Below are 23,072 nucleotides of genomic sequence, written 5' to 3'. Positions count from 1 at the left end.
TATGTAGAAACAAGTTTAGGAGGAAATCGACATGCCAAAAATGAAAACTCACCGTGGAGCTGCGAAACGTTTCAAAAAAACAGGTACTGGTAAATTAAAATTTGACCGTGCTTATGGCTCTCACTTATTCGCTAACAAATCTACTAAAGCAAAACGTCACTTACGTAAAGCTAAAGTTGCAACTTCAGGCGATTTCAAACGTATTCGTACATTATTAACTTACATGAAATAATCTTTGTTCGGTAAAGATTATTTAAAAACACAAAAATAACTAATCATTCGAAAGAATTAGCAGGAGGTAATTACTATGCCACGCGTAAAAGGCGGAACAGTAACACGCGCTCGTCGCAAAAAAGTTTTAAAATTAGCTAAAGGTTACTATGGTTCAAAACATACATTATACAAAGTAGCTAACCAAGCAGTAATGAAATCAGGTCAATATGCATACCGTGACCGTCGTCAAAAGAAACGTGATTTCCGTAAATTATGGATCACTCGTATCAACGCGGCTGCTCGCATGAACGGCTTATCATATTCTCGTTTAATGCACGGCTTAAAAGTTGCTGGTATCGAAGTTAACCGTAAAATGTTAGCTGACTTAGCTGTAACTGATGCTGCAGCATTCACTCAATTAGCTGAAGAAGCTAAAAAAGCAGTAGCTAAATAATATTTGAGGCTAAGCCGAAAATATTTTTTCTGCACCGAAAGCGAAGCGACAGGTGCAAAATACTTAGCATGTTCTTTTATAATCAAGACTGATAGGGAATTCTCCTTATCAGTCTTTTTTCAAATTGTCTAGGCTAAAGCGCCAGCCCTTCGGCGATTTCGATCCCACTCGGGGCTGGAAGGGTGCTTTAGCGATTTTCTTAAATCAAGGGGGAATTGTTGTGGCATTAGCAGCCCTTTCATACGTTGTAATTGTTTCACTCATTTTGTGCGTCTATATGTATATCGATAAAGACCGTGCAAAGAAAAAAGAATGGCGCATTTCAGAAAAAACATTGTTAACGCTTGGATTTTTCGGTGGCGCATGTGGCGGCGTGCTAGGAATGTATTTATTTCGCCATAAAACAAAGCACAATGCCTTCGCGTTTGGCTTACCATTAATGGCGGCAATCCATATTTTTTTTCTTGTGCAATTATTTAAAATATAGCGATATGAAGCTCGAACAAAACAAGAAACAATTTTTCACTATGTAGAAAAATTGTTTTTTTTAATTTGATAGGAATTCAATAATTGAAATACAAAAAAATTATTTAATTATCCATATTAAAATAGTTTGATTTATAAATATTTGTAATTTACAATAAATTCAGAAAACTATTTTAGGAGGGACTCTAGATGGTAGTTGCGACAAACTTAACACTTTGGAATCAATTAAAGGAATTGCAGTCACCAAAATACAAGTGGGTAGATTTAACACAAAGTTTTGGTGAAGATACACCGCGCTGGCCGGGATTTGAACCGTTAAAAAATACGGTATTATTTGATTTCCCTGAAGCGCCAATGAAAGTAAATCATTATGCTTTTCCAGGCCAATATGGTACGCATATTGATGCACCGGGGCATTTTGTACCAAATGCCCGATTAGTCGATGAAATTCGTGTCGATGAATTTGCATATCCATTAACTGTCATAGATGTGCATGAAAAAGTGACAGAAAGTCATGATTATGCATTAACGGTTGAAGATATTGAGCAGTTTGAAGCGCAGTATGGTCAAATTCCAGAAGGTGCGTTTGTCGCAATGCGTTCGGACTGGTCGAAGCGTTGGCCAAATCAAAATGCGATGTTAAATAAAGATGAGAATGGCATTTCACGTTATCCAGGTTGGTCTGTGGAGGCATTGAAGTTTTTATTTGAAGTGCGAAATGTTGGCGCGGTTGGACACGAACCATTTGATACAGATCCGCCATTATTACAGCAAGAAATCGGCTTTGCTGGTGAGGATTATGTTTTACAACAAGATAAATTCCAAATTGAAGTAATGGCCAACTTAGACCAAGTGCCTCCAGTTGGTGCGATTATTTTTGCAACGTTCCCGAAAGTTAAAAATGCAACAGGTTTCCCAGCTCGTTGTTTTGCGATTGCCCCAGTAGATGGTGAAGCAGATGAGTAAATATAACGAACAGCTCTCTTATTTACAAAAGCCAAATGAAGAAGAAATTCCACAGGACTTGCAGGAGATATTCGATGGGCATGTCGAAAAGCAGCTAGAGCAAAATGGCTTTGTAAATAACTTATTTAAAGTACTTCCGCTTAATGCAGCGCAGTACAAAGGCTTTTTAGACTTTAAATATTCGTTATTTAATGAAGAAACCTGCTATTTATCAACTGCGGATAAAGAGATGATAGGGCTTGTTGTATCATCAACTAATAATTGTAGTTACTGTTTAACGTCACATAGCGATGTCTTACGTGGACTAACGAAAAATCCAGGCTGGGTCGATCAGTTAACCTATAATTATCGTTCAGCGAAGTTAACGCAAAAGCAGCGTGCTTTATGCGATTATGCGTATCGTGCAACGCGTTATCCGAATGAAATGACACCGAAAGAAGTAGATTTATTGCGAGCAGCTGGCTTTAATGACCATGAAGTGTTAGAGGCGGCGTACGTTGCAGGTTTCTTCAATTATACAAATCGCTGGGTAAGTACAATTGGTGCAATTGCCAACCCAGGGCATTATGGACATAATCGATAAAACGAAAAAAATGGGTGCTACAAAGCTGTAGCATCCACTTTTAGTTTGTTAAAGAATAAAAAATAGGACTGCCATTATAACAATCGTTGGAGTAAGTAATCGATTTCGGAGCCGTGATGTTGCATTTAACCATTCATCTTCATGAACCGTCATTAGCTGGAAAAAGGGCGCTTGCTTAATTTCGCCTATAATTGAACGCAATAAAACATGAAGACCTATAATTGAAAACACAAAAACTAAAACTTTTGCCCACATTGGTAAAACTAAAGATAGACCGGAGCAAATCGCAATAAGCTGAAGAGGTGAGATCATGTAATGTAATTTTCGTAAAAGTGTTTTATAGAATAAATTGTCAATTCGATATTTACTAAACACCGTCTTTTTAGCGAGTAAAACGAGTGGTTGCTTTGTTTTAGCTGGTAAATAATAGCGCATTTCCTTACTAAATTGATAGAAACGTTTCATCCATTGATAAAATGCCTCGTATTCCCAACGAACCTCGATTGTCCAGTAGCGATTGCTAAAAACAGCTTTCAATAAAATTACATGCACAATCACCAGCAGTATGCTATATCCCCAAATTGGAATTATAAAAAGAGTAAAAGTAAAAAGTGCGTGAATGACTAAAAAAAGAGGCCATTTCGTATACCATTTTTGATATTTGTAATGAATGAAAATATGGAGCACGCTGACTATATTGAAAACGAGTATGATTTTTGATAATGGCAAAATAATGAATGGAGAAGCAAATAATAGTGCGATAATAAGGAAACAATTATAGCGTAAAAATGAATAGCAATAGCCATATAATTTGATATGACGTATTTTCGTGGCTTGCTGTTTATAAAATAAAAGGTCAGCATCATACAAAAACAAACGCAAAGAAGGTATTATTAGAAAAAAGCTTAATCCGAAAAGTAGAGTGAGCAAAATGTTGTACTGAATTTCAATTGCTTGAAAATTTGCTGAAATATCGCGATATAAGAAGAAGCTAATAACGACGCTAGGAATGGCAATGTATAGAACAACGGTCCAATCAAAGACAGATTTAAATAATTTAAAATTAAATTGATAAGAGCGATAAAGGCGTTTTACAAACATAACTACAACCTACCTTGAAGCTCGTAAAAAATATCCAATAATGAAATGGGTTGCCCCACAATTTGTTGTAGTTCCTGTAATGTGCCCCGTGCTTGCATCTTTCCATCATGCAGTAATACATAATGGTCACATAATTTTTCAGCCATTTCTAATTGGTGCGTACAAAGTAAAAAACTGGCCCCTTGTTGTTTTCGTTCATCAATTAGCATAAGCAGCTCACGCATAGCCCTTGGATCTAACCCCATAAACGGCTCGTCTAATATGTAGAGTGGGCGTTCAATTAAAAATGCTAAAACGAGCATTACTTTTTGCTGCATTCCTTTTGAAAAGTAAATAGGTAAATCATCCAGACGTTTGTCTATTTGAAAAAGCGTTAATAGCTGATTTGCCTTATGCCATAAACTTTCATCGTGAAATTCGTCGATTAAAAATTGAAGATGTTCGCGTAATGTAAAATGTTCATAGAATAGTGGACGTTCAGGGACATAACCATAAGAGGGAATCGAGATATCCCCTTCAAAGTAAGGAATAACACCTAACATCGATTGAATCGTTGTACTTTTACCAGCACCATTACCTCCAATGAGCCCAACAATTTCACCGGACGTTATTAAAAATTCAATCTGTTCAATACTTGGTTCATTTGCTACATAACCAGCTTGTTGAATATGTATTTCCATAAATTTCACCTCAAACTACTATACGGTTATAACGGCGTTTCGTTTCAAAAAAAAAAACGAACCGTTAAAAAACGATTCGCTTTACATCAATTAGTCCTTCATCAATTGCTCAATCGGATTTTTCCAATTGATGGTGGCGTTTGGATAATTCATTTGGACTTCCTTCTCCAAGTATAAGAAGTCTTCTTTTGTAAACCCTTGGAGTTTCATGGCATCATGTACAAAAATAAAAATGCTAATAACTTCAAAGGAATTGTCTGTTGTGCCTAAATATTTTTCCCCTTCAAAAAGCGCTCCTTTATAAGTGATGAAAAAGTTTTTCCGGACATTTTTTACATCATCATAAAAATAATAGTTCCCATTTTCATATGCCTCATCTAATTTGCGTTTTGGGTCGATTAAATAGCGAACCCCTTTATAAAATATGTAGATGATGAGGATAATAATGACAATACGTAAAAGAAGTGCCATAGAAGTTCCTCCTTGATTACAGTGTTTTCATGCTATACGATTAAGTATGAATGAAAGTTTCATTTATTTTAGAAAAAGAGGGATTTTTTTATGGAATTTATAGAATTATTTGAAATGCAGCGTCAACTAGATCGTTTTATTGAAGAAACACAAAATATTCAAAAGGATGTTTTTGATGAAAAAGGGTTGGCACTATTAGTAGAGCTTGCCGAGTTAGCAAATGAAACGCGCTGCTTTAAGTTTTGGTCAACGAAGGGACCATCAGAAAAAAGCGTGATTTTAGAGGAGTTTGTTGATTCCATTCATTTTATGCTGTCACTTGGTTACATGCGCGAATTTACATTAGAGGCATGGCCAGTTGTTGAAAAGAAAACGGATTTAACACAAGCTTTTATTGATGCGACACAAACTGTATTAACGTTTTTAAAACAACAAACAGAAGAAAATTATAAGGCAATCTGGTCGCAATATAGCTTAATTGCTTATAATTTAGGCTTTACAGTGGAAGATATTATTGAAGCATATAAAGCTAAAAACGAAAAAAATTACGAGCGTCAGCGTAATGGGTATTAATGGCTGAAATATACACGAAAACAGTAAAACTATTTCACTTTTCGAAATAAAGTCGTTATAATTAAATGGAATCTATTTAGGAGGCAATTTCTCATGACAAAGCTTGATCCAACATTACAAATGTTCAAAGATTTAACGGATGCAAACGGTATTCCAGGGAATGAACGTGCTCCTCGTGAAGTAATGAAAAAATACATTACACCATTTGCAGACGAAGTAGAAACAGACAACTTAGGTAGCTTAATCGCGAAAAAAGTGGGTGATGAGAACGGTCCAAAAATTATGGTTGCCGGTCACTTAGATGAAGTTGGCTTCATGGTGACACGGATTGATGACAAAGGGTTCGTATTCTTCCAAACAGTTGGTGGTTGGTGGAGCCAAGTAATGCTTGCCCAGCGCGTAACAATTACAACACGCAATGGTGAAGAAATAATTGGGGTAATTGGTTCAAAACCACCTCACATTTTACCAGCAGATCAACGTAATAAGGTAGTTGATATTAAAGCAATGTTCGTTGATATCGGTGCAACTTCTAAAGAGGAAGCAATGGAGTGGGGAATCCGTCCTGGTGATATGATTACACCATATTTCGAATTCAACGTTATGAAAAACGAAAAGCATCTACTAGCAAAAGCATGGGATAACCGTATTGGCTGTGCGATTGCAATTGATGTATTAAAAGCGTTAAAAGACGAAAAACACCCGAACATCGTATACGGTGTTGGTAACGTGCAAGAAGAAATCGGCCTACGTGGTGCGAAAACTTCTACATTTAAAGTACAACCAGATATCGGCTTCGCAGTCGACGTTGGTATTGCTGGGGATACACCAGGAGTAACACCAAAAGAGTCAACATCGAAAATGGGTGCAGGTCCACAAATTGTTGTATATGACGCATCAATGGTATCGCATTCAGGTTTACGCGAATTTGTAGTAGATGTTGCGGAAAAAGCTGGCATCCCATACCAGTTCGAAGCAATCGCTGGCGGCGGTACTGATGCGGGTTCAATCCATATCACTGCTAACGGTGTTCCATCTTTAGCAATCGGTGTAGCAACACGCTATATCCACTCACACGCAGGGATTTTACACCGTGACGACTACGACAATGCGGTTAAGTTAATCGTAGAAGTCATTAAACGCTTAGACCGTGAAACAGTGGATAAAATTAAATTCGAATAAATATGCATAATGCGCCATAATTTGGTGCTATATACACTATAATAAAAGGTAGATTTGTTCTTATATAGAATAAATCTATCTTTATTTATTATTTACTTTAGAAGGGGGAATGAAGATGATTTGGATTATTTTAGCGGCATTATTTCTCTTCTTAGGCTTCGCAGTACAAAAATTAAAATGGTATTTTTTAATATCTGGCTATAATACGATGACAAAGGAGGAAAAGGAAAAGGTCGATGTTGAGGGACTTGCAAAGTTAATTGGTCGGTATTCCTGTGCATTAGCAGCACTGTTTATTGTTATCGGTATTGTAGAATATTTTGATTATACAAACCTTATAATGCCTCTCTTAACGCTCATTATAGTTTTTACGGTTATCGTTGTTGTGAAATCGCAAAAATATAATCACAATTTATTCGATGAAAATGGTAAGTGGAAACAAGGAGCTAGTAAAAACCTAAAGCGTCCAGTGATTATTTTAACGGTTACATTGGTTGGCGTTGCGATTATTTTCTATTTTGCACTACAGCCAACAGGGGTTACAGTTACCGATGAACATATTGAAATTACTGGTATGTATGGTGATACATACGAATTTGCACAAATGGAGCACGTGCAATTATTAGAAGAGCTGCCGGACATTGCAATGCGTACAAATGGTTCAGCTGTTGGATCTAAATTAAAGGGACATTTCAAATTTGAAAATGGCGATAAGGCAAAGCTTTTTGTTGATACAAACGTCCCACCATTTATTCAGTTTATTGATGATGGGAAAATCGTTATCTTCAATTTACAAACGGCGGAACAAACGCAAGCATTATATGAAAAGCTAACTACAAAAACAGAGAACTAAAAAATCCTGCATTTGCTTTAAAATTGAGCAATGCAGGATTTTCATTATTTTACACCGTGTAATTCATCGATTTTAGATTGAATAGACTCTGTTAATTCTTTTGTTGCCTTTGGGACAAAATTTTCTAATACGGAGTTGATCATCATACCCATTATGCCACTTGCTGATAACTCCAAACTACCTATCACTTCTGCTTGGGTGTCGCCTGCAATATTAAAAAATCCATTGCCGTTAAAATTATCAGAAAGCCCCTTTAAATCAAACTTTACATCCATTGCTTCAACTAAATCAGTAATTTTTACGTCTAATTTAATTGTTTTTTTCGTGAAGCCTAAATCTGCTAAGAAGATCCATGTGAATTGCTTGTCGCTTTGTACCTCATGCGCGATATAGCCTGGAATTAATGGTGCCCAATTTGTGTAATCCTTTAAAAAATCCCATATAGCGTTCTTTGATACTGCTAACGTTACGATATTTGTTGCTTGTGGCATGAATGATTCCTCCTTTGAAAGATCTATTTGAAGTAAAATATTCTCAAAGAATATCCTGTTTTTATTATGCTGAAAAATGAATCGGAATTCAATGTTTATGTAGGTATTTTCTGTAAAAACAACAAAAATGCTCGTTTGTGTAAAAATTTTATAATAAATCACCATGGGATGGATATGTATAATTATTGAATAATTTAATTAATTATAAAAATTTATATTAATTCGCTTGACTTTATATTTATGCATATGTAAAATGAAAATCAACATAAAGGTGACAGAGGTGTGTAAGACATGAAATTATTAGAAGAGGTGCAGTTAAAGCCTGTCGAAAGCTTAAAAGGTAAAGACTTATTAACACTGCTTGATTATACAAGTGAAGAAGTACAACAGTTATTGACACTTGCTACACAGTTAAAAACAATTACGAAAGCGGGCAAATGTCCTCGTCTACTTGAAGGTAAGACGCTAGGCATGATTTTTGAAAAAAGCTCGACTCGTACACGTGTATCATTCGAGGTCGGTATGCAGCAGTTAGGTGGCTACGGTATGTATATGAATGCACGTGATATGCAAATCGGACGCGGTGAGCCAATATCAGATACGGGCCAAGTGTTATCTGGTTATTTAGATGGAATTATGATTCGTGCCAATTCACATGCGATGGTAGAAGAGTTAGCTGAATTCGCATCAATTCCAGTGATTAATGGTTTAACAGACATCGATCATCCGTGCCAAGCATTAGCGGATCTTGAAACAATTGCTGAAAACAAAGGTGAGTTAAAAGGTTTAAAAATTGCTTATGTAGGTGATGGCAATAACGTTGCACATGCATTAATTGTAGCAGCAGCACATGTTGGTATGCATGTAGCAGTAGCAACTCCAGTTGGCTATGAATGCGACAAGACAATTATTGAAAAAGCAATGCAAATTGCAGTCCAAAACGGTAGCACAGTTTTTGTGACAAATGATCCGATTGAAGCCGTGAAAGATGCGGATGCGGTATATGCAGACGTTTGGACATCTATGGGGCAAGAAGAGGAAACAGAAAAGCGTTTAAAAGACTTTGTAGGCTACCAAATTAATGATGAGTTAGTTGCACATGCAAAGCCAGATTATTTGTTCCTACATTGCTTACCAGCACACAGAGAGGAAGAAGTTGCGACATCAGTAATTGATGGACCAAATTCTTATATATTTGAGCAAGCAGAAAATCGTCTGCATGCACAAAAAGCGGTATTAGTATCTTTATTAGCGTAAAGATTGAAATAGATGAAGCGTGCTACCGGTTGTAGTCTCATCTATTTAAGGTGTGCAGCATTTGTAAGCAGGAAGAGCGAGCAAGTGATGTAGTAGAGTAAAGCCTTTTGAAATGGGAGACGCTGTGACAAAGGGTGGTACGCTACAGTGATGTTTGTATTCAAGATGGAATGCCCCATCACTACATAGAAAAAAGCAATTCGGGAGACGCTGGATTGCTTTTTTTGTTTTTGAAAAAAGTTTGTCATCTGAAAATAAACCAATTGGATAGTACTTGGATACGTCAAAAATTATAATAGCCCATCTCAAAATCCATTAGAGAAAATTGAGATGGGCATTTATTAATTTGCGAATTTTTCTGCTAGCTTTTCGGCAAAATGTGTTCGGTCGTCTTCATTTGATGCTTGCCACCAAGTTTCTAAAAATACACCTAACCCAGGTAATAGATGTTCTTCTCCTCGAGAGATAGCATCATTTACAATGTCTTTGAATTCAGCTGCATCTGACCCTAATACATTGGCTGTAATTGCTTGTCGAATTTGAAAATCCATTCAAAACGCCTCCTTTATACGAAGTGTGTTCGCAGTAATTCAATTTTATACATCACATCTCATTATGGAATAAAGTGATTCTGTGATAAAATGAATTTTCGAGTACTTATAAAGGACGGGAAATTATGAAAAGAATTGAATCAACACAAAATGCGCTCGTAAAGCATTGGAAAAAACTCGTATCACAGCGTAAAGAGCGGGAAAAATCTGGTGAATATATTGTAGAAGGCTTTCATTTAGTAGAAGAGGCATTAAAGCATACAGACCAAATCATTCAAATTATCGTACGTGATGGTGTAGATTTACCATTATTATGGGCGATTGATGATGTTGTGTTAGTACATGTAAATGACTCAGTTGCTAAGGAAATTGCAGAAACAGAAAATTCTCAAGGTGTATTTGCGCACTGTAAGCAACGTGAAATTTCGGAAGATGAGAAGTACGATTGGCGCAAAGTATTATTAGTCGATTCAGTACAAGACCCAGGTAATATCGGGACAATGATTCGTACAGCAGACGCAGCTGGTATTGATGCAGTCGTTTTAGGAAAAGGCTGTGTAGACGCATTCAATCCAAAAACATTGCGATCAGCACAGGGCTCACATTTTCATATCCCTGTTGTACGTGGGGATTTAATCGAATGGATTGAGCAATTACAGCAAGATGACGTTAAGGTATATGGAACATCTCTAGAAGAATCGATTTCTTACAAAGAAATTGAACAAACTAATTCATTTGCACTAATTGTTGGAAATGAAGGTAGCGGTATTAATCCGCAAATCTTAGCCAAGACAGACCAAAATGTCATTATTCCAATTTTAGGTGGCGCAGAATCATTAAATGTCGCAGTAGCAACGGGAATTTTATTATACTCATTTGTCAAATAAATTATAAGTAACGGGATTGTAAGTTTAGTGCTTACAATCCCTTATTTTTATAATTATTGGTAAACAACTGTAAGATAAACCCAAAATTTACGTCATGCGGATAATTCAGATAGTTCGGAAAAGGTGAACTTTGAGAAGTTCATAGAAATGTCAATTTTAACAATGTGAATTTTAATGCTCGTAATTGCGCGGTTTTACTGGGTTTCCTATCGATATTTTGAAATAATGAAAAATAAATTTGAGGAAATAGTAATAAAAAAGGCTTTTTTCCAATTTGATGTTTTGACACTTATTTGATGTTTCACTAAAATCGAGGAAGGTTAGAAAATAAATTAACGCAACATGCTAAACAAAATAATTTTTTCATGTGGAAACGAAGTTAAATGTTTTTATATGAGTAAAACTGTACATACCAAATTCAATTGTGTATGTATCCTAGAAATATTTTTATTTTCTACTATTACCATAGTGGGAAAGTAGAAAACATTTTCCATGACATGCATTGTTTCTTTATTTTGTTTGCAAAGTTTGCAAGCTACGCGAAATTCTAACAAGATCGATATATTGGAAAGGAGTCCAACTATGAAAAATCTGAAGGCAACTTTACTATCTTTCATTGGTTTAAGTGCAGTGTTATTAGCAGGTTGTAATGACAAATTAACAGTACTTGACCCTAAAGGTCCTCAAGCACAACGCCAAGCAGACGATACGATGTTATTAATTACTCTGATGGGTGGTATTGTAATCACGGTAGTAGCGATTTTGATATTTATGTTATTTAAGTACCGTGCTTCAAAACAAAGTGCTGATTACGAGCCGCCACATATTCATGGTCACTGGCTTGTAGAAACAATTATGATTGGGATTCCGGTTATTATTGTAATATTCTTATCTGTAGTATCTGTAAAGAGTAACTACATTGTAGAAAATGTCCCAGAAGGATACGAAGATCAAGAACCACTTGTAATTTATGCTTCTTCATCTGACTGGAAATGGCATTTTAGTTACCCAGAACAAGGTATTGAGACAGTGAACTATGTTTACATTCCAGCAAATCGACCAGTTGAATTTAAATTATATTCATTCGGCCCAATTACTAGTTTCTGGATTCCACAACTAGGTGGACAGAAATATGCAATGTCTGACATGGTAACAACTTTACACTTAGCAGCTGATAACCCAGGTGAATTCTGGGGTCGTAACGCGAACTTCTCTGGTCGCGGTACAGCAGAAAATATTTTTGATGTAAAAGCAATGACTGCAAAAGAATTTGACGAGTGGGTAACAGAGGTTCATGAAACTGCTGATCCTATTACTGAAGAAAAATTCGATGAGTTATTAGAACCAGGTCATCTTGGTAAATCAACTTACACTGGAACTCACTTAGAGTTCTCACCAGCTCCTCATCACGAGCATCATGATGACGAAGCAGCGGAAGATCATTCTTCACACGAATAAGCAAGTATTAAACTCGAAAGGAGTACTACAATGAAGGAATTCTTTGCACAGTTTGCAATTCCACATCCAAGTCTATTAATTTATATCGCAATGGCTTCGATTGTTTTTGGTACAATCGCATTAGTAGCAGTTGTTACGTATTTTAAATTATGGGGTTACTTATGGCGTGAGTGGATTACAACTGTTGACCATAAAAAAATCGGTATTATGTACTTAATTACGGCTCTAGTTATGCTATTCCGTGGTGGTGTAGATGCCGTAATGCTTCGTATGCAACTTGCTGTTCCAGAAAATACATTTTTAGAAGCACAGCACTATAACGAAGTATTTACAACACACGGGGTTGTAATGATCCTGTTCATGGCAATGCCATTCATTACTTTCTTCTTTAACTTTTTAGTACCATTACAAATCGGGGCACGTGACGTAGCGTTCCCACGTTTAAACAACTTAGCATTCTGGTTATTCTTTATGGGTATGGGATTATTTAATATCTCATTCGTAATCGGTGGTTCTCCAGATTCTGGTTGGACATCTTACTTCCCGTTAGCGGGTAATGAATTTAGTACGAGTGTTGGTACAAACTATTACATGATAGCATTACAAATTGCGGGTCTTGGTACGTTAATGACAGGTATTAACTTCATTACGACAATTATGAAAATGCGTGCCCCAGGTATGACATTATTCAAAATGCCAATGTTCACTTGGTCTGCACTGATTGCCAACTTAATTATCGTATTCGCGTTCCCAGTATTAACAGTTGCATTAGCAATGGGTACGATGGATCGCTTATTTGCTACAAACTTCTTTACGACTGTTAACGGTGGTATGGATATGCTTTGGGCCAACCTATTCTGGGTATGGGGCCACCCTGAAGTATACATCCTAATTTTACCGGCATTCGGTATTTTCTCTGAGGTTATCTCAACATTTGCTCGTCGTAACCTTTATGGTTATACGTCAATGGTTTGGTCGATGATAGTTATTTCGGTCTTCTCATTCGCAGTATGGACGCACCACTTCTTCACGATGGGGCAAGGTGCATTTACAAACTCAATCTTCTCGATTACAACAATGGCGATTGCAATTCCAACAGGGGTTAAAATCTTCAACTGGTTGTTTACGCTTTACAAAGGTAAGATTGAAATGACAACGCCAATGCTTTATGCGATGCATTTCATTCCATTATTCACTCTTGGTGGTGTAACAGGGGTTATGCTTGCGATGTCAGCAGCTGACTACCAATACCACAACACAATGTTCTTAGTAGCCCACTTCCATAACGTAATCATCCCAGGTGTTGTTTACGCGATGCTAGCTGGTTTAACATTCTACTGGCCAAAAATGTTTGGCTTCATGCTTAACGAGAAAATCGGTAAAGCAACTGTTTGGGTAATGTCTATTGGTTTCGTACTAGCGTTCATTCCAATGTACATTACGGGTCTTGATGGTCAAGCGCGTCGTATGTACACTTACTCTGATGCGACAGGCTTCTCATTCTTAAACATGGTATCATTCGTTGGTGCTGGTATTATGACAGTTTCATTCATAATGATCGTTTGGAACATTTGGTACAGCTTTAAAAACTCTCCACGCGATATTTCAAGCGACCCTTGGAATGCACGTGGTCTTGAATGGGCAACGCATACGCCAATTCCACACTATAACTTTGCAATTACTCCAGATGTAACTGACGCGTCAGAAGAAGCATTCTGGGATTCTAAGAAAAAAGGTACGCAGTTATTTAAAGGTAAAATTGAAGACATTCATATGCCTAATAACTCAGGGCAAACATTTGTTATGTCAGTATTCTTCTTCATCGCTGGGTTCGCATTTGTATTCAGTATGTGGTACTTAGCAATCTTCGGTTTAATTGGAATTCTTGCTTGTATGGCTTACCGTTCATTAGAAGACGATCATGGCTACCATATTCATGCTCATGAAGTCGAAGAAGACGAGAAAAAACATGCTCAAAAAGGAGGTGCGAAATAATGGGTAAGGTTAATAACAACGTTCCATTAGAGTACTCTACAGAGGAAAACAACCTGAAAATCTTTGGTTTCTGGGTGTTCCTAGGTGCGGAGATTATGTTATTCGGTACATTATTCGCATCATACTTCACATTAGTTGATCGCACAGGTGCGGGTCCAACTGGTGCAGAAATTTTCGAAATTACACCAGTGTTAATTGAAACATTCGTTCTTTTAACATCAAGTTTTACAATTGGTTTAGCAATTCATGCAATGCGCATTGGTAGTAAAAAAGCTACAATTAGTTTCATGGTTATTACACTACTTTTAGGTGCAGTATTCTTAGGTGTTGAAATCTACGAATTTAAACACTATGTACACATCGGTGCAGGGTTATCAGTTAGTGCCTTCACGTCGATACTATTAACAACTTTAGGAACACACGGACTACACGTAACAATGGGTCTATGCTGGGGTTCATTCATCATCTTCCAAATTTGGAAACGTGGATTAAACTCAGTTACAGCTGGTAAAACATTTGTATTCTCACTTTACTGGCACTTCCTAGACGTTGTTTGGATTTTCATCTTCAGTTTCATTTACCTGAAAGGAATGATGTAATTTATGGCTAAGTTCTTTCCAATTGGCCAAGTAATGGGCTTCTTGTTCTCACTAGTATTAACTGTGATTGCGATGCTTGTTTACTTTACAGATATGTCGTTCACTACAGGAATGATCGTTCTTATAGTAACAGCGTTTATACAAGCGACTTTACAGTTTGCAGTTTTCATGCACGCAGGTGAAACAGAAGATCGTTGGTCAATTTATTCAAACATTGTATACGGTATAGGTTTAGTAGTTATGACAATTCTTGGTACACTTTTAATCCTTCTTTGGGATATGTAATCAATCGAATTTCTTCAATTAGTTGAAAAATGCTAAAAAATCGAGTAGACTAATTGAAGAATAATTACTAAATGCTTTGACCGGGAAGAGTAATTATACATGTTTTGTTTTAGGAAAAGCGCGTCACTGACTGAAAGCACGCTAACAAAACGTATAATGAAGTTCACCCCGCGAGCAGCGTCCGGGAGCCGATTTTGGTGAAAGGATAGCCGGCTGGAAACAGTCGTTAGCTCCAATGAAGTGATTGCTTTTTTAGCAATAACTAGGGTGGTACCGCGAAACTCGTCCTCGTCCCTTTTATAGGGGCGAGGTTTTTTTGTTTTCATAAATGTTGTAAATTACACGCTATGAAAAAACGATATAAAGGAGGATTTTATAAATGGAACAACAATTAAAGCAATTAGAGCAAGAAGCTTTAGCGAAAATTGCTGAAGCGGCTGATTTAAAAGCATTAAACGAAGTTCGAGTTGCGTATTTAGGTAAAAAAGGACCTATTACGGACTTATTAAAAGGAATGGGGAAGCTTTCTGCTGAAGAGCGCCCAAAAATGGGAGCACTTGTTAACACAGTGCGCGAAAATGTTACAGCAGAACTTGAAAAGAAAGTTACGGTTTTAGAAGAGGCCGCAATTTTAGCGCAGCTTGAAAGTGAATCAATCGACGTAACATTACCAGGTGCGAAAGTACGCGTAGGGAACCGTCACTTATTAACGCGTGTAATTGAAGAAATCGAAGATCTATTCTTAGGTATGGGCTATGAAATCGTAGAAGGACCAGAAGTAGAAAAAGACTACTACAACTTCGAAGCGATGAACTTACCAAAAGGGCACCCAGCACGTGACATGCAGGATTCATTCTACATCTCTGAAGAAACATTATTACGTACACATACTTCACCAGTACAAGCACGTACAATGGAAGCGAAAAAAGGCGAGCCAATTCGCGTAATTTGCCCGGGTAAAGTATTCCGTCGTGATACAGACGATGCAACACACTCTCACCAATTCATGCAAATCGAAGGGTTAGTTATTGGCGAGAACATTCGCATGTCAGACCTTAAAGGGACATTAGATGCGTTAGCTAAGAAAATGTTTGGTGCAGAGCGTGAAATTCGCTTACGTCCGTCATTCTTCCCATTCACAGAGCCTTCTGTAGAAGTAGATGTATCTTGCCATAAATGTTCTGGTAAAGGCTGTAACGTATGTAAGCAAACTGGTTGGATTGAAATTTTAGGCGCAGGTATGGTTCATCCGAACGTACTTGAAATGGCTGGTTACGATTCAACAAAATTATCAGGCTTCGCGTTCGGTATCGGTGCAGAACGTATCGCAATGTTAAAATACGGTGTGGATGATATTCGTCATTTCTATACAAATGACACACGCTTCTTATCACAATTCCACCAGGCAGAAGTGTAAGGAGGACAATCGAAATGTTAGTATCATTAAAATGGTTAAGTCAATATGTTGATATTTCAGCGTTAGAAGCAAACGCATTAGCTGAAAAAATTACGCGCGCGGGTATTGAAGTGGATGCGGTAATCGATCGTGCATCAGGGATGACAAATGTTGTTGTCGGTCACGTTGTATCAAAAGAAAAGCACCCGGAAGCAGATAAATTAAATGTTTGCCAAGTTGATGTTGGCGAAGAAGAGCTACAACAAATTGTATGTGGTGCACCAAACGTTGACGCAGGTCAAAAAGTAATCGTTGCACGCCCAGGTGCAAAATTACCAGGCGGCATTAAAATTAAAAAAGCGAAATTACGTGGTCAAGAATCAAACGGTATGATTTGCTCATTACAAGAGCTAGGTATCGAAGGTCGTCTTGTACCAAAAGCTTACGCGGAAGGTATTTACGTGTTACCAGCAGATGCGACTCCAGGTGCAGATGCTTTAGAAGTTTTAGGTCTATGCGACACTGTATTAGAGCTTGGATTAACGCCAAATCGTTCTGACGCAATGAGCATGCTAGGTGTTGCTTATGAAGTAGCTGCAATTTTAGAGCAAGAAGTAAAATTACCTGAAATTTCATATGCTACTTCTTCTGAAAAAGCAGCTGATGTTTTAAAATTATCAGTAGAAGATAAAGAAGCCAACCCAGTGTATGCAGCGAAAGTTGTAAAAAACATTGAAGTAAAAGAGTCTCCATTATGGTTACAACATTATTTAATGGCTGCAGGCGTACGTCCACATAACAATGTAGTGGATATTACGAACTACGTGTTAATGGAATATGGTCAACCACTTCACGCATTCGACTACGACAAGCTTGCAACAGGCGAAATCGTAACGCGTATGGCAAAAGACGGTGAAGTCATTACTACTTTAGATGACCAAGAGCGTACATTAGCGTCACATAACTTAATGATCACAAACGGTCAAGAAGCTGAAGCTGTTGCTGGTGTAATGGGTGGAGCAAAATCAGAGGTTTCTGATACGACAACAACAGTAGTAATCGAATCAGCTTACTTCAACCCAGCAAGCGTGCGTCGTACTTCAAAAGATATCGGCTTACGTTCGGACTCATCAGCTCGTTTTGAAAAAGGTGTAGATCCGAACCGTGTGTTACCAGCAGCAGATCGTGCAGCACAATTACTGGCTGAACTTGCAGGTGGTGAAGTATTAGAAGGTACAGTGTTAGTAGATGAGTTAGATAAAGCACCTACTCGTGTGATTGTATCTCCAGACTTCATTAATGGTCGTTTAGGTATGAAGATTTCATTAGAAGATATGTTATCTATTTTAAATCGTTTAAAATTCGATGTAGAAGCAGCAAATGGTTTATTAATTATTGATGCGCCAACTCGCCGCCAAGACATTAAAATTCCAGAGGATATTGTGGAAGAAATCGCACGTATGTATGGATATGATGAAATTCCTGTAAGCTTACCAGCAAGTGAGCAAATCGGAAGCTTAACACCATATCAAGCGGGTCGCCGTATTGTGCGTAACGTTATTGAGGGCGCGGGTCTTTACCAGGCAGTGACGTATTCATTAACGTCTGCAGCCCTTTCTCAAAAGTTCGCGTTAAAGGCAGAAGAAACAACAAAATTATTAATGCCAATGTCTGAAGAGCGTTCAACATTACGTCAAAGCTTAATTCCACATTTAGTAGAAGCAGCAGCTTACAACGTAGCACGCCAAGCAGAAACAGTGGCATTATATGAAATTGGTTCTGTATTCCTTGGTCAAACTGCGGAAGAGCTTCCATTTGAAGAAGAGCATTTAGCGCTTGTATTAACTGGTAAATGGATTGACAATACATGGCAAGGTGAGAAGAAAAATGTAGATTTCTTCGTAGCAAAAGGTATTGTGGAAGCAGTATTTGAAAAATTAGGCTTAACAGCTCGTGTTTCTTACGCAAAAGCTCAGTTAGACGGGCTGCATCCAGGCCGTACTGCCGAAGTTTTCTTAGATGGCGAAAAAGTTGGGATAATCGCGCAGCTTCACCCACAAGAGCAAAAAGCATTTGATGTAAAAGAAACATATGTAGCAGAATTAAACTTACGCGCGATTTTAGTTGCAACTAAAGAAGAATTAGTTTACAACATCATTCCTCGTTTCCCTGCTATGAGCCGTGACATCGCGTTAGAGCTTGATGTAACAACTGCTGCAGGTGAAATCGTAAGCATTATTAAAGGAGCAGGCACTAGCTTATTAAAAGATGTGAAAGTATTTGACGTATACTCTGGTGAGAAAATGGCACCAGGAAAAAAATCAGTTGCTTTCTCATTAACTTACTTCGATCCAGAACGTACGTTAACAGATGAAGAAGTCGTAGCTGCACATAACAAAGTACTAAAAGCATTGGCTCAAGCAGGTGCAGAAGTACGATAATTTAACATGAATAGTAAGGGCAGTCTATAGTAAATTTACTATAGACTGTTTTTATTTTTGAGAAAATGGCCGGACAAATTTCACTTTCTGAGATATGCAGAATGAGTTGCTTTAGAAATGGAATATTAAAATAATTATTAGTATTATTTGGTTGTATATTTCTAAAAAACCCATTTTATTCTATAATGATGAAAATAGAGTCGAAGTACATAGATAAAGAGGAGGAGAACGATGAAAGGCTTAAAATTTATTGCAGAATCACCAAAAATACGTACAAAAATTAATTTTATTTTATTTAATTGTATTGCGGTACTGGTGGTAGTTATCACGGTATTTAACTATAACTCATCTAAACAAAATTTAATTGATACAATGGTAAACAAACTGATTTCTGATAGTTCATTAAGTCAAGCGTACATAGAAGCGAAATATCCAGGAGAATGGGCTATTATTGATGGTGATTTACATAAAGGGGACCTAAATTTAGTAGGGAATACTGAAATTGTCGATGAAATTGCAACATTGACAAATGGCAACTATGTGTCTTTTTTTCAAGGTGGTACTCGTATTAGTACTAATGTTATGGCAAATGGTGAACGTGCTCTAAATTCGGAAGTTTCAAGTGAAATCCAAGAAACAGTGCTTGGTAATAAAGAGCGTTATATTGGATTTTCAAAAATCTTAGATGAAGAATCAGAAGGCATTTATGAACCAATAATTGATAAAAATGGTGAGGTTATTGGGATATGGGCAACAGCGATTTTGATGGCTCCTTATGTAGGGAGTTTACAAGAGGATTTAGGCATTATTACGGTTATTAACGCTATTTTAATGTTCTTGGCAATAACAGTCATTAGTTTATTTGTGGAATATAAAGTTTCAAGACCTCTTAAAAAGGTACAAGAAAATGCAAATGAGCTAGCAGAATTAAATTTGGATACCCGTATTTTAGAATGGAAAGGAAATGACGAAATCGCTGGTGTAGCAAACAGCTTTAAAGCGGTGCAACTTCGTTTGAAAGAAACAATACGTATCGTGTCGAGCAGTGCCGTTCAAGTTGCTGAGTCTTCACAAATTTTGTCAGATTCATCCGTGCAAACTAGCGAGGGCTCCAACCAAATTGCCAATACGATTAATGAAATTGCAGCGGGCGCATCACAGCAATCTACCCAAATTGAGAAAATCTTACACATGTTAGGTGAAACAATCTCAGAAGTGGCGACATGTTTACGTGAGGCGGAAGAAACACTTGTTACTGCGACAGAATCAACAGCTATTGCTAAAGAAGGTGAAGCAGCAATAAGTGATGCGATTAAACATTTAAGTACCGTTACGCAGACGGTTTCATTTGCAACAGATTCGATTCAAAAGCTTGGTAAGCGCTCCGAAGAAATTGGAGGCATTATTACGGTTATTACGAATATTGCAGACCAAACAAATTTACTTGCATTAAATGCAGCAATTGAAGCCGCACGTGCAGGTGATCATGGGAAGGGCTTTGCCGTTGTAGCTGAGGAAGTACGTGCATTAGCAGAACAATCTCGTCTAGCATCTAGCCAAATTACAGAGCTGATTAATGAGATTCAAGCTGAAACTACTGTAACAGTAAAAACAATGGAAAGTGATTTACTTGCAGTAGAAGAACAAGTAATGATTATTAAAAAGGGCGGCGACGCATTAATACAAATCGTTGATCGTGTAGCAAATACAGAGGCAAATGTTGGTCATATGCATAAAGCATTTAATCAAGTGCAAGATAACTCCATCCAAGTCCAGCGTGCAATGCGAGATATTTCTACAATTATTGAAAATACAGCAGCCGCAAGTGAACAAGTAGCTGCAACTACTCAGCAGCAATCAGCAACGATGGAAGAAATGACAGCAAATTCTGAGGAATTAGCTGAAATCGCAGCCAATTTAAAAACTGAAGTACGGAAATTTAAGTTATCATAAAACGAAACCCCGAATGTCGTAGTTAAACGACATTCGGGGTTCTCTTATTGATCAATATCGGCTTGCTTTGCAGGAAGCACGATACCAACTATGGTTCCGATAAGACCACTAATCGTATGCACAATACCAAATGTATAAAAATTAATAAAAGTACTATTTGTATATTCATTTAGTAGTGGAAAGCCATAAATTTGTGAGCCGGGTGTTTTTGTGTCGCCACCTAAATTGGTCAATACATCTTCCTTATAGCCATTTGCATAAAAAGCGAATACAACAAGCAACGCAACACCAAATACTAAATAAATCATGCGCATAATATGATCACGCGCGTGACGTGAACTTTCAACAAAAAAGCGATATGTAATAAAAAGGCTAAGCAAAATAAACGGAGCCACCAGCGCAATGCCTAATGCTCCCAAGTTACCTGCATTTGCTGTTTCATCTGGTTTCATTGTGAAAAAATGTTGAATAATCATTACACCAAATAAACTAATGCCCATACTAATGAACCAACTAAGACGTAGCATGTAAATCCTCCATTCTAATTTTACTATACAGGGTTGTCTTAGCGGATTCAATGTTAAGGAATCGTTTTTTCTCTGTTAAGGAAACTATAAATTATCGCATTGTGGATAACTTTTATAAAAATTCATCTTCCGTCTAGGCTAAAACGCTAGCCTCTCGCACCATTAGATCCCTCCTGCAAAAGTGGTAGACCGTTTACTTTTGCTTCGGGTCCTCCAATGTCTCTCGGGGCTGAACAGGCGCATTAGCGCTTTTGTTCTTTTATTAAAATTCCAGTATAATAGAAAGGAATGTAACAAAGAGGAGGGATTTTATGCTTCAAAAACAAGAAACGGTGTTAGTTTTAATTGATATTCAGGGAAAGTTAGCGCAAATTGTCGATGAAAGTGACTTTGTCATTAATAACATTGCCAATGTAGTACAGGGGGCAAAGGTATTACAATTACCGATTTTATGGTTAGAGCAATATCCAAAAGGACTTGGTCCAACTGATGAGCGTATTGCTATGCATTTAACAGATCAACAGCCAATTGAAAAAATTACGTTTAGTGCGTACGACACACCAGAATTTGTACAAGCATTGGAGCAAACGGGACGTAAAAAGGTGCTGTTAGCTGGTATTGAAACTCATATTTGTGTATATCAAACGGCTACGCATTTACTAGCAAATGGCTACGAGGTAGAAGTATTAGCCGACTGTGTGTCATCCCGTACAGCAGGCAACCGAGAAGTAGGGATTCAAAAAATGCTACAACTTGGCGCGAACATTACAAGTGTTGAAATGGCACTTTTTGAAATGCAACAAATTGCACAAGGTGATGCCTTTAAAGCCATTAGTAAAATAGTGAAGTAAAAAATAGGTTAGCGCGGATTACTTTTCCACGCTAACCTATTTTTTCTGTGTAAATAATTTATTTGCCTACAATGGTTGTGAGCGAAAAGCTCATAGATGTTTTATTTGAAAATGGGTAATTTTTTTAGCGCAATTGCTACGGGTATCGCAATGATAATACCTACTGCATTTTGAACAAGATTTCCAGGAATTGAAAGGAATGGTGCTACCAAGCTTTTAAATAAAATAGCTTCACAAACGTAATAACCGGCTAACATTACTGGTACAGAAACAATAATTGCCAAAATATTAAACATTACATTATTTCCTTGGCGATTTGAAGACCATGCAATTTTGCCGACTACATACCCTTGTAAGCCGCGAGCAATAAATGTAAATGGAGCCCAAAGTGTCCAACCCGAAAATAAATCAAATAAAGCCATTCCGAATGCCCCTGCAATTGCCCCTTTTTTAGGTCCAAATACAATTGAAACAATGAAAAGCATAGCCGTACCTAAATGCACTAATCCTCCATTAGCCGCTATAGGTAATCGAATATTTAAAAATAGTGTAGCCACAAATACGAGTGTAATTAACATTGCCGATAAAATGATATCGAATGTTTTACTAGATGATTTAGAAAGTGTTGATGTTTTTTCCATATAATAAGTTCCTCCAAAATGTTGTCGTTCAGCTGATAATTTTTTCTGTTTCGCGATTACTGATACCTTAACAAATAATTGGTATGGTTGAAAGTGTCAATATACATTAAACAATAGTGGTCAGTTGTGAAGGATTGAAATTTTTTTTCGAAAACCAAATATTGTGGATGTAAAAAAG

General features: G+C 37.2%; 25 protein-coding genes and 1 other annotated feature. Of the genes, 18 read left to right on the top strand and 7 right to left on the bottom strand.

Annotation, left to right across the window (positions count from 1 at the left end; genetic code table 11):
* Positions 1-31 precede the first annotated feature (31 nt).
* The 5 genes from rpmI (at position 32) to O7776_RS14250 (ending at position 2,702) form a co-directional block, all read left to right on the top strand.
* Positions 32-232 carry a 50S ribosomal protein L35 gene (gene rpmI / locus O7776_RS14270; RefSeq protein ID WP_008407727.1) on the top strand — a complete coding sequence of 67 codons (201 nt, stop codon included), beginning with the start codon at positions 32-34 and terminating at the stop codon, positions 230-232.
* A 75-nt stretch (positions 233-307) separates the two neighbouring features.
* Positions 308-667, top strand: a complete 360-nt coding sequence (gene rplT / locus O7776_RS14265; protein ID WP_241369418.1) for a 50S ribosomal protein L20 — start codon at positions 308-310, stop codon at positions 665-667.
* A 220-nt stretch (positions 668-887) separates the two neighbouring features.
* Positions 888-1,154, top strand: coding sequence for a DUF1294 domain-containing protein (locus O7776_RS14260; RefSeq protein WP_274307689.1), 267 nt, complete (start codon positions 888-890; stop codon positions 1,152-1,154).
* Positions 1,155-1,342: 188 nt separating this feature from the next.
* Positions 1,343-2,119: a cyclase family protein gene (locus O7776_RS14255; RefSeq protein WP_274307688.1), complete on the top strand. Its 777-nt coding sequence runs from the start codon at positions 1,343-1,345 to the stop codon at positions 2,117-2,119.
* On the top strand, positions 2,112-2,702 hold the full coding sequence (locus O7776_RS14250; RefSeq protein WP_274307687.1) for a peroxidase-related enzyme: 591 nt from the start codon (positions 2,112-2,114) through the stop codon (positions 2,700-2,702). The genes O7776_RS14255 and O7776_RS14250 overlap by 8 nt, the downstream gene beginning before the upstream one ends.
* 48 nt (positions 2,703-2,750) lie before the next feature.
* On the opposite strand, the gene O7776_RS14245 is transcribed toward O7776_RS14250, so the two are convergent.
* The 3 genes from O7776_RS14245 to O7776_RS14235 all read right to left on the bottom strand — a co-directional run bounded on the left by O7776_RS14245 (position 2,751) and on the right by O7776_RS14235 (position 4,954).
* Positions 2,751-3,803 carry an ABC transporter permease gene (locus tag O7776_RS14245; protein ID WP_274307686.1) on the bottom strand — a complete coding sequence of 351 codons (1,053 nt, stop codon included), beginning with the start codon at positions 3,801-3,803 and terminating at the stop codon, positions 2,751-2,753.
* Between the two features lie 2 nt (positions 3,804-3,805).
* Positions 3,806-4,483, bottom strand: a complete 678-nt coding sequence (locus tag O7776_RS14240) for an ABC transporter ATP-binding protein (protein ID WP_274307685.1) — start codon at positions 4,481-4,483, stop codon at positions 3,806-3,808.
* Positions 4,484-4,573: 90 nt separating this feature from the next.
* A complete protein-coding gene (locus O7776_RS14235) occupies positions 4,574-4,954 on the bottom strand; it encodes a sigma-w pathway protein ysdB (RefSeq protein ID WP_274307684.1) in 381 nt (126 codons plus the stop codon).
* A 90-nt stretch (positions 4,955-5,044) separates the two neighbouring features.
* On the opposite strand from O7776_RS14235, the gene O7776_RS14230 reads away from it, so the two are divergent.
* From O7776_RS14230 to O7776_RS14220, 3 genes are all read left to right on the top strand, one after another.
* On the top strand, positions 5,045-5,527 hold the full coding sequence (locus O7776_RS14230) for a dUTP diphosphatase (protein ID WP_274307683.1): 483 nt from the start codon (positions 5,045-5,047) through the stop codon (positions 5,525-5,527).
* A gap of 93 nt (positions 5,528-5,620) precedes the next feature.
* Positions 5,621-6,709: a M42 family metallopeptidase gene (locus O7776_RS14225; RefSeq protein WP_274307682.1), complete on the top strand. Its 1,089-nt coding sequence runs from the start codon at positions 5,621-5,623 to the stop codon at positions 6,707-6,709.
* Positions 6,710-6,824: 115 nt separating this feature from the next.
* Positions 6,825-7,562: a DUF3784 domain-containing protein gene (locus O7776_RS14220; RefSeq protein WP_274307681.1), complete on the top strand. Its 738-nt coding sequence runs from the start codon at positions 6,825-6,827 to the stop codon at positions 7,560-7,562.
* A gap of 44 nt (positions 7,563-7,606) precedes the next feature.
* On the opposite strand, the gene O7776_RS14215 is transcribed toward O7776_RS14220, so the two are convergent.
* Positions 7,607-8,053 carry an SRPBCC family protein gene (locus tag O7776_RS14215; protein WP_274307680.1) on the bottom strand — a complete coding sequence of 149 codons (447 nt, stop codon included), beginning with the start codon at positions 8,051-8,053 and terminating at the stop codon, positions 7,607-7,609.
* A 291-nt stretch (positions 8,054-8,344) separates the two neighbouring features.
* Between O7776_RS14215 and argF the strand changes: the two genes are divergently transcribed.
* Positions 8,345-9,310, top strand: a complete 966-nt coding sequence (argF, locus tag O7776_RS14210; protein ID WP_274307679.1) for an ornithine carbamoyltransferase — start codon at positions 8,345-8,347, stop codon at positions 9,308-9,310.
* Positions 9,311-9,651: 341 nt separating this feature from the next.
* On the opposite strand, the gene sspI is transcribed toward argF, so the two are convergent.
* On the bottom strand, positions 9,652-9,861 hold the full coding sequence (gene sspI / locus O7776_RS14205; RefSeq protein ID WP_274307678.1) for a small acid-soluble spore protein SspI: 210 nt from the start codon (positions 9,859-9,861) through the stop codon (positions 9,652-9,654).
* Between the two features lie 125 nt (positions 9,862-9,986).
* On the opposite strand from sspI, the gene O7776_RS14200 reads away from it, so the two are divergent.
* The 8 genes from O7776_RS14200 (at position 9,987) to O7776_RS14165 (ending at position 20,875) form a co-directional block, all read left to right on the top strand.
* The gene (locus O7776_RS14200) at positions 9,987-10,748 is read left to right on the top strand and encodes a TrmH family RNA methyltransferase (protein WP_274307677.1); all 762 of its coding nucleotides are present in this window, start codon (positions 9,987-9,989) and stop codon (positions 10,746-10,748) included.
* 582 nt (positions 10,749-11,330) lie between these two features.
* Positions 11,331-12,206 carry a cytochrome aa3 quinol oxidase subunit II gene (gene qoxA / locus O7776_RS14195; protein WP_274307676.1) on the top strand — a complete coding sequence of 292 codons (876 nt, stop codon included), beginning with the start codon at positions 11,331-11,333 and terminating at the stop codon, positions 12,204-12,206.
* Positions 12,207-12,236: 30 nt separating this feature from the next.
* Positions 12,237-14,201, top strand: coding sequence for a cytochrome aa3 quinol oxidase subunit I (gene qoxB, locus O7776_RS14190; protein WP_274307675.1), 1,965 nt, complete (start codon positions 12,237-12,239; stop codon positions 14,199-14,201).
* On the top strand, positions 14,201-14,800 hold the full coding sequence (qoxC, locus tag O7776_RS14185) for a cytochrome aa3 quinol oxidase subunit III (protein ID WP_274307674.1): 600 nt from the start codon (positions 14,201-14,203) through the stop codon (positions 14,798-14,800). Before qoxB ends, qoxC begins: the two co-directional genes overlap by 1 nt.
* Positions 14,801-14,803: 3 nt before the next feature.
* Positions 14,804-15,085 (top strand): cytochrome aa3 quinol oxidase subunit IV, encoded by a 282-nt coding sequence (qoxD, locus tag O7776_RS14180; protein ID WP_274307673.1) that lies wholly within the window; start codon positions 14,804-14,806, stop codon positions 15,083-15,085.
* A gap of 67 nt (positions 15,086-15,152) precedes the next feature.
* Positions 15,153-15,384 (top strand) — a binding site (T-box leader).
* Positions 15,385-15,464: 80 nt separating this feature from the next.
* Complete coding sequence (gene pheS, locus O7776_RS14175) at positions 15,465-16,502, top strand: phenylalanine--tRNA ligase subunit alpha (protein ID WP_274307672.1); 1,038 nt, start codon at positions 15,465-15,467, stop codon at positions 16,500-16,502.
* A 14-nt stretch (positions 16,503-16,516) separates the two neighbouring features.
* Positions 16,517-18,922: a phenylalanine--tRNA ligase subunit beta gene (pheT, locus tag O7776_RS14170; RefSeq protein ID WP_274307671.1), complete on the top strand. Its 2,406-nt coding sequence runs from the start codon at positions 16,517-16,519 to the stop codon at positions 18,920-18,922.
* 231 nt (positions 18,923-19,153) lie between these two features.
* Complete coding sequence (locus O7776_RS14165; RefSeq protein ID WP_274307670.1) at positions 19,154-20,875, top strand: methyl-accepting chemotaxis protein; 1,722 nt, start codon at positions 19,154-19,156, stop codon at positions 20,873-20,875.
* A gap of 44 nt (positions 20,876-20,919) precedes the next feature.
* On the opposite strand, the gene O7776_RS14160 is transcribed toward O7776_RS14165, so the two are convergent.
* Complete coding sequence (locus O7776_RS14160) at positions 20,920-21,402, bottom strand: nucleoside-diphosphate sugar epimerase (protein ID WP_274307669.1); 483 nt, start codon at positions 21,400-21,402, stop codon at positions 20,920-20,922.
* A 311-nt stretch (positions 21,403-21,713) separates the two neighbouring features.
* On the opposite strand from O7776_RS14160, the gene O7776_RS14155 reads away from it, so the two are divergent.
* The gene (locus tag O7776_RS14155) at positions 21,714-22,253 is read left to right on the top strand and encodes a hydrolase (protein WP_274307668.1); all 540 of its coding nucleotides are present in this window, start codon (positions 21,714-21,716) and stop codon (positions 22,251-22,253) included.
* Positions 22,254-22,354: 101 nt separating this feature from the next.
* On the opposite strand, the gene O7776_RS14150 is transcribed toward O7776_RS14155, so the two are convergent.
* Complete coding sequence (locus O7776_RS14150) at positions 22,355-22,894, bottom strand: ECF transporter S component (protein ID WP_274307667.1); 540 nt, start codon at positions 22,892-22,894, stop codon at positions 22,355-22,357.
* Positions 22,895-23,072: the final 178 nt, after the last annotated feature.

Source organism: Solibacillus daqui (assembly GCF_028747805.1).
GTDB classification, from domain to species: domain Bacteria; phylum Bacillota; class Bacilli; order Bacillales_A; family Planococcaceae; genus Solibacillus; species Solibacillus daqui.
Note: the sequence above shows the minus strand (reverse complement) of the source record. Positions and strands in the feature narration are given on the sequence as shown.

What these genes read in the sequence shown, in the direction of transcription:
- O7776_RS14150 (WP_274307667.1), bottom strand. Translation starts at nt 22,894, where the DNA reads ATGGAAAAAACATCAACACTTTCTAAATCATCTAGTAAAACATTCGAT.
- O7776_RS14255 (WP_274307688.1), top strand. Translation starts at nt 1,343, where the DNA reads ATGGTAGTTGCGACAAACTTAACACTTTGGAATCAATTAAAGGAATTG.
- O7776_RS14235 (WP_274307684.1), bottom strand. Translation starts at nt 4,954, where the DNA reads ATGGCACTTCTTTTACGTATTGTCATTATTATCCTCATCATCTACATA.
- O7776_RS14215 (WP_274307680.1), bottom strand. Translation starts at nt 8,053, where the DNA reads ATGCCACAAGCAACAAATATCGTAACGTTAGCAGTATCAAAGAACGCT.
- rpmI (WP_008407727.1), top strand. Translation starts at nt 32, where the DNA reads ATGCCAAAAATGAAAACTCACCGTGGAGCTGCGAAACGTTTCAAAAAA.
- O7776_RS14160 (WP_274307669.1), bottom strand. Translation starts at nt 21,402, where the DNA reads ATGCTACGTCTTAGTTGGTTCATTAGTATGGGCATTAGTTTATTTGGT.
- rplT (WP_241369418.1), top strand. Translation starts at nt 308, where the DNA reads ATGCCACGCGTAAAAGGCGGAACAGTAACACGCGCTCGTCGCAAAAAA.
- pheS (WP_274307672.1), top strand. Translation starts at nt 15,465, where the DNA reads ATGGAACAACAATTAAAGCAATTAGAGCAAGAAGCTTTAGCGAAAATT.
- O7776_RS14230 (WP_274307683.1), top strand. Translation starts at nt 5,045, where the DNA reads ATGGAATTTATAGAATTATTTGAAATGCAGCGTCAACTAGATCGTTTT.
- sspI (WP_274307678.1), bottom strand. Translation starts at nt 9,861, where the DNA reads ATGGATTTTCAAATTCGACAAGCAATTACAGCCAATGTATTAGGGTCA.
- O7776_RS14200 (WP_274307677.1), top strand. Translation starts at nt 9,987, where the DNA reads ATGAAAAGAATTGAATCAACACAAAATGCGCTCGTAAAGCATTGGAAA.
- qoxB (WP_274307675.1), top strand. Translation starts at nt 12,237, where the DNA reads ATGAAGGAATTCTTTGCACAGTTTGCAATTCCACATCCAAGTCTATTA.
- qoxC (WP_274307674.1), top strand. Translation starts at nt 14,201, where the DNA reads ATGGGTAAGGTTAATAACAACGTTCCATTAGAGTACTCTACAGAGGAA.
- pheT (WP_274307671.1), top strand. Translation starts at nt 16,517, where the DNA reads ATGTTAGTATCATTAAAATGGTTAAGTCAATATGTTGATATTTCAGCG.
- qoxD (WP_274307673.1), top strand. Translation starts at nt 14,804, where the DNA reads ATGGCTAAGTTCTTTCCAATTGGCCAAGTAATGGGCTTCTTGTTCTCA.
- O7776_RS14165 (WP_274307670.1), top strand. Translation starts at nt 19,154, where the DNA reads ATGAAAGGCTTAAAATTTATTGCAGAATCACCAAAAATACGTACAAAA.
- argF (WP_274307679.1), top strand. Translation starts at nt 8,345, where the DNA reads ATGAAATTATTAGAAGAGGTGCAGTTAAAGCCTGTCGAAAGCTTAAAA.
- O7776_RS14155 (WP_274307668.1), top strand. Translation starts at nt 21,714, where the DNA reads ATGCTTCAAAAACAAGAAACGGTGTTAGTTTTAATTGATATTCAGGGA.
- O7776_RS14250 (WP_274307687.1), top strand. Translation starts at nt 2,112, where the DNA reads ATGAGTAAATATAACGAACAGCTCTCTTATTTACAAAAGCCAAATGAA.
- qoxA (WP_274307676.1), top strand. Translation starts at nt 11,331, where the DNA reads ATGAAAAATCTGAAGGCAACTTTACTATCTTTCATTGGTTTAAGTGCA.
- O7776_RS14245 (WP_274307686.1), bottom strand. Translation starts at nt 3,803, where the DNA reads ATGTTTGTAAAACGCCTTTATCGCTCTTATCAATTTAATTTTAAATTA.
- O7776_RS14225 (WP_274307682.1), top strand. Translation starts at nt 5,621, where the DNA reads ATGACAAAGCTTGATCCAACATTACAAATGTTCAAAGATTTAACGGAT.
- O7776_RS14240 (WP_274307685.1), bottom strand. Translation starts at nt 4,483, where the DNA reads ATGGAAATACATATTCAACAAGCTGGTTATGTAGCAAATGAACCAAGT.
- O7776_RS14220 (WP_274307681.1), top strand. Translation starts at nt 6,825, where the DNA reads ATGATTTGGATTATTTTAGCGGCATTATTTCTCTTCTTAGGCTTCGCA.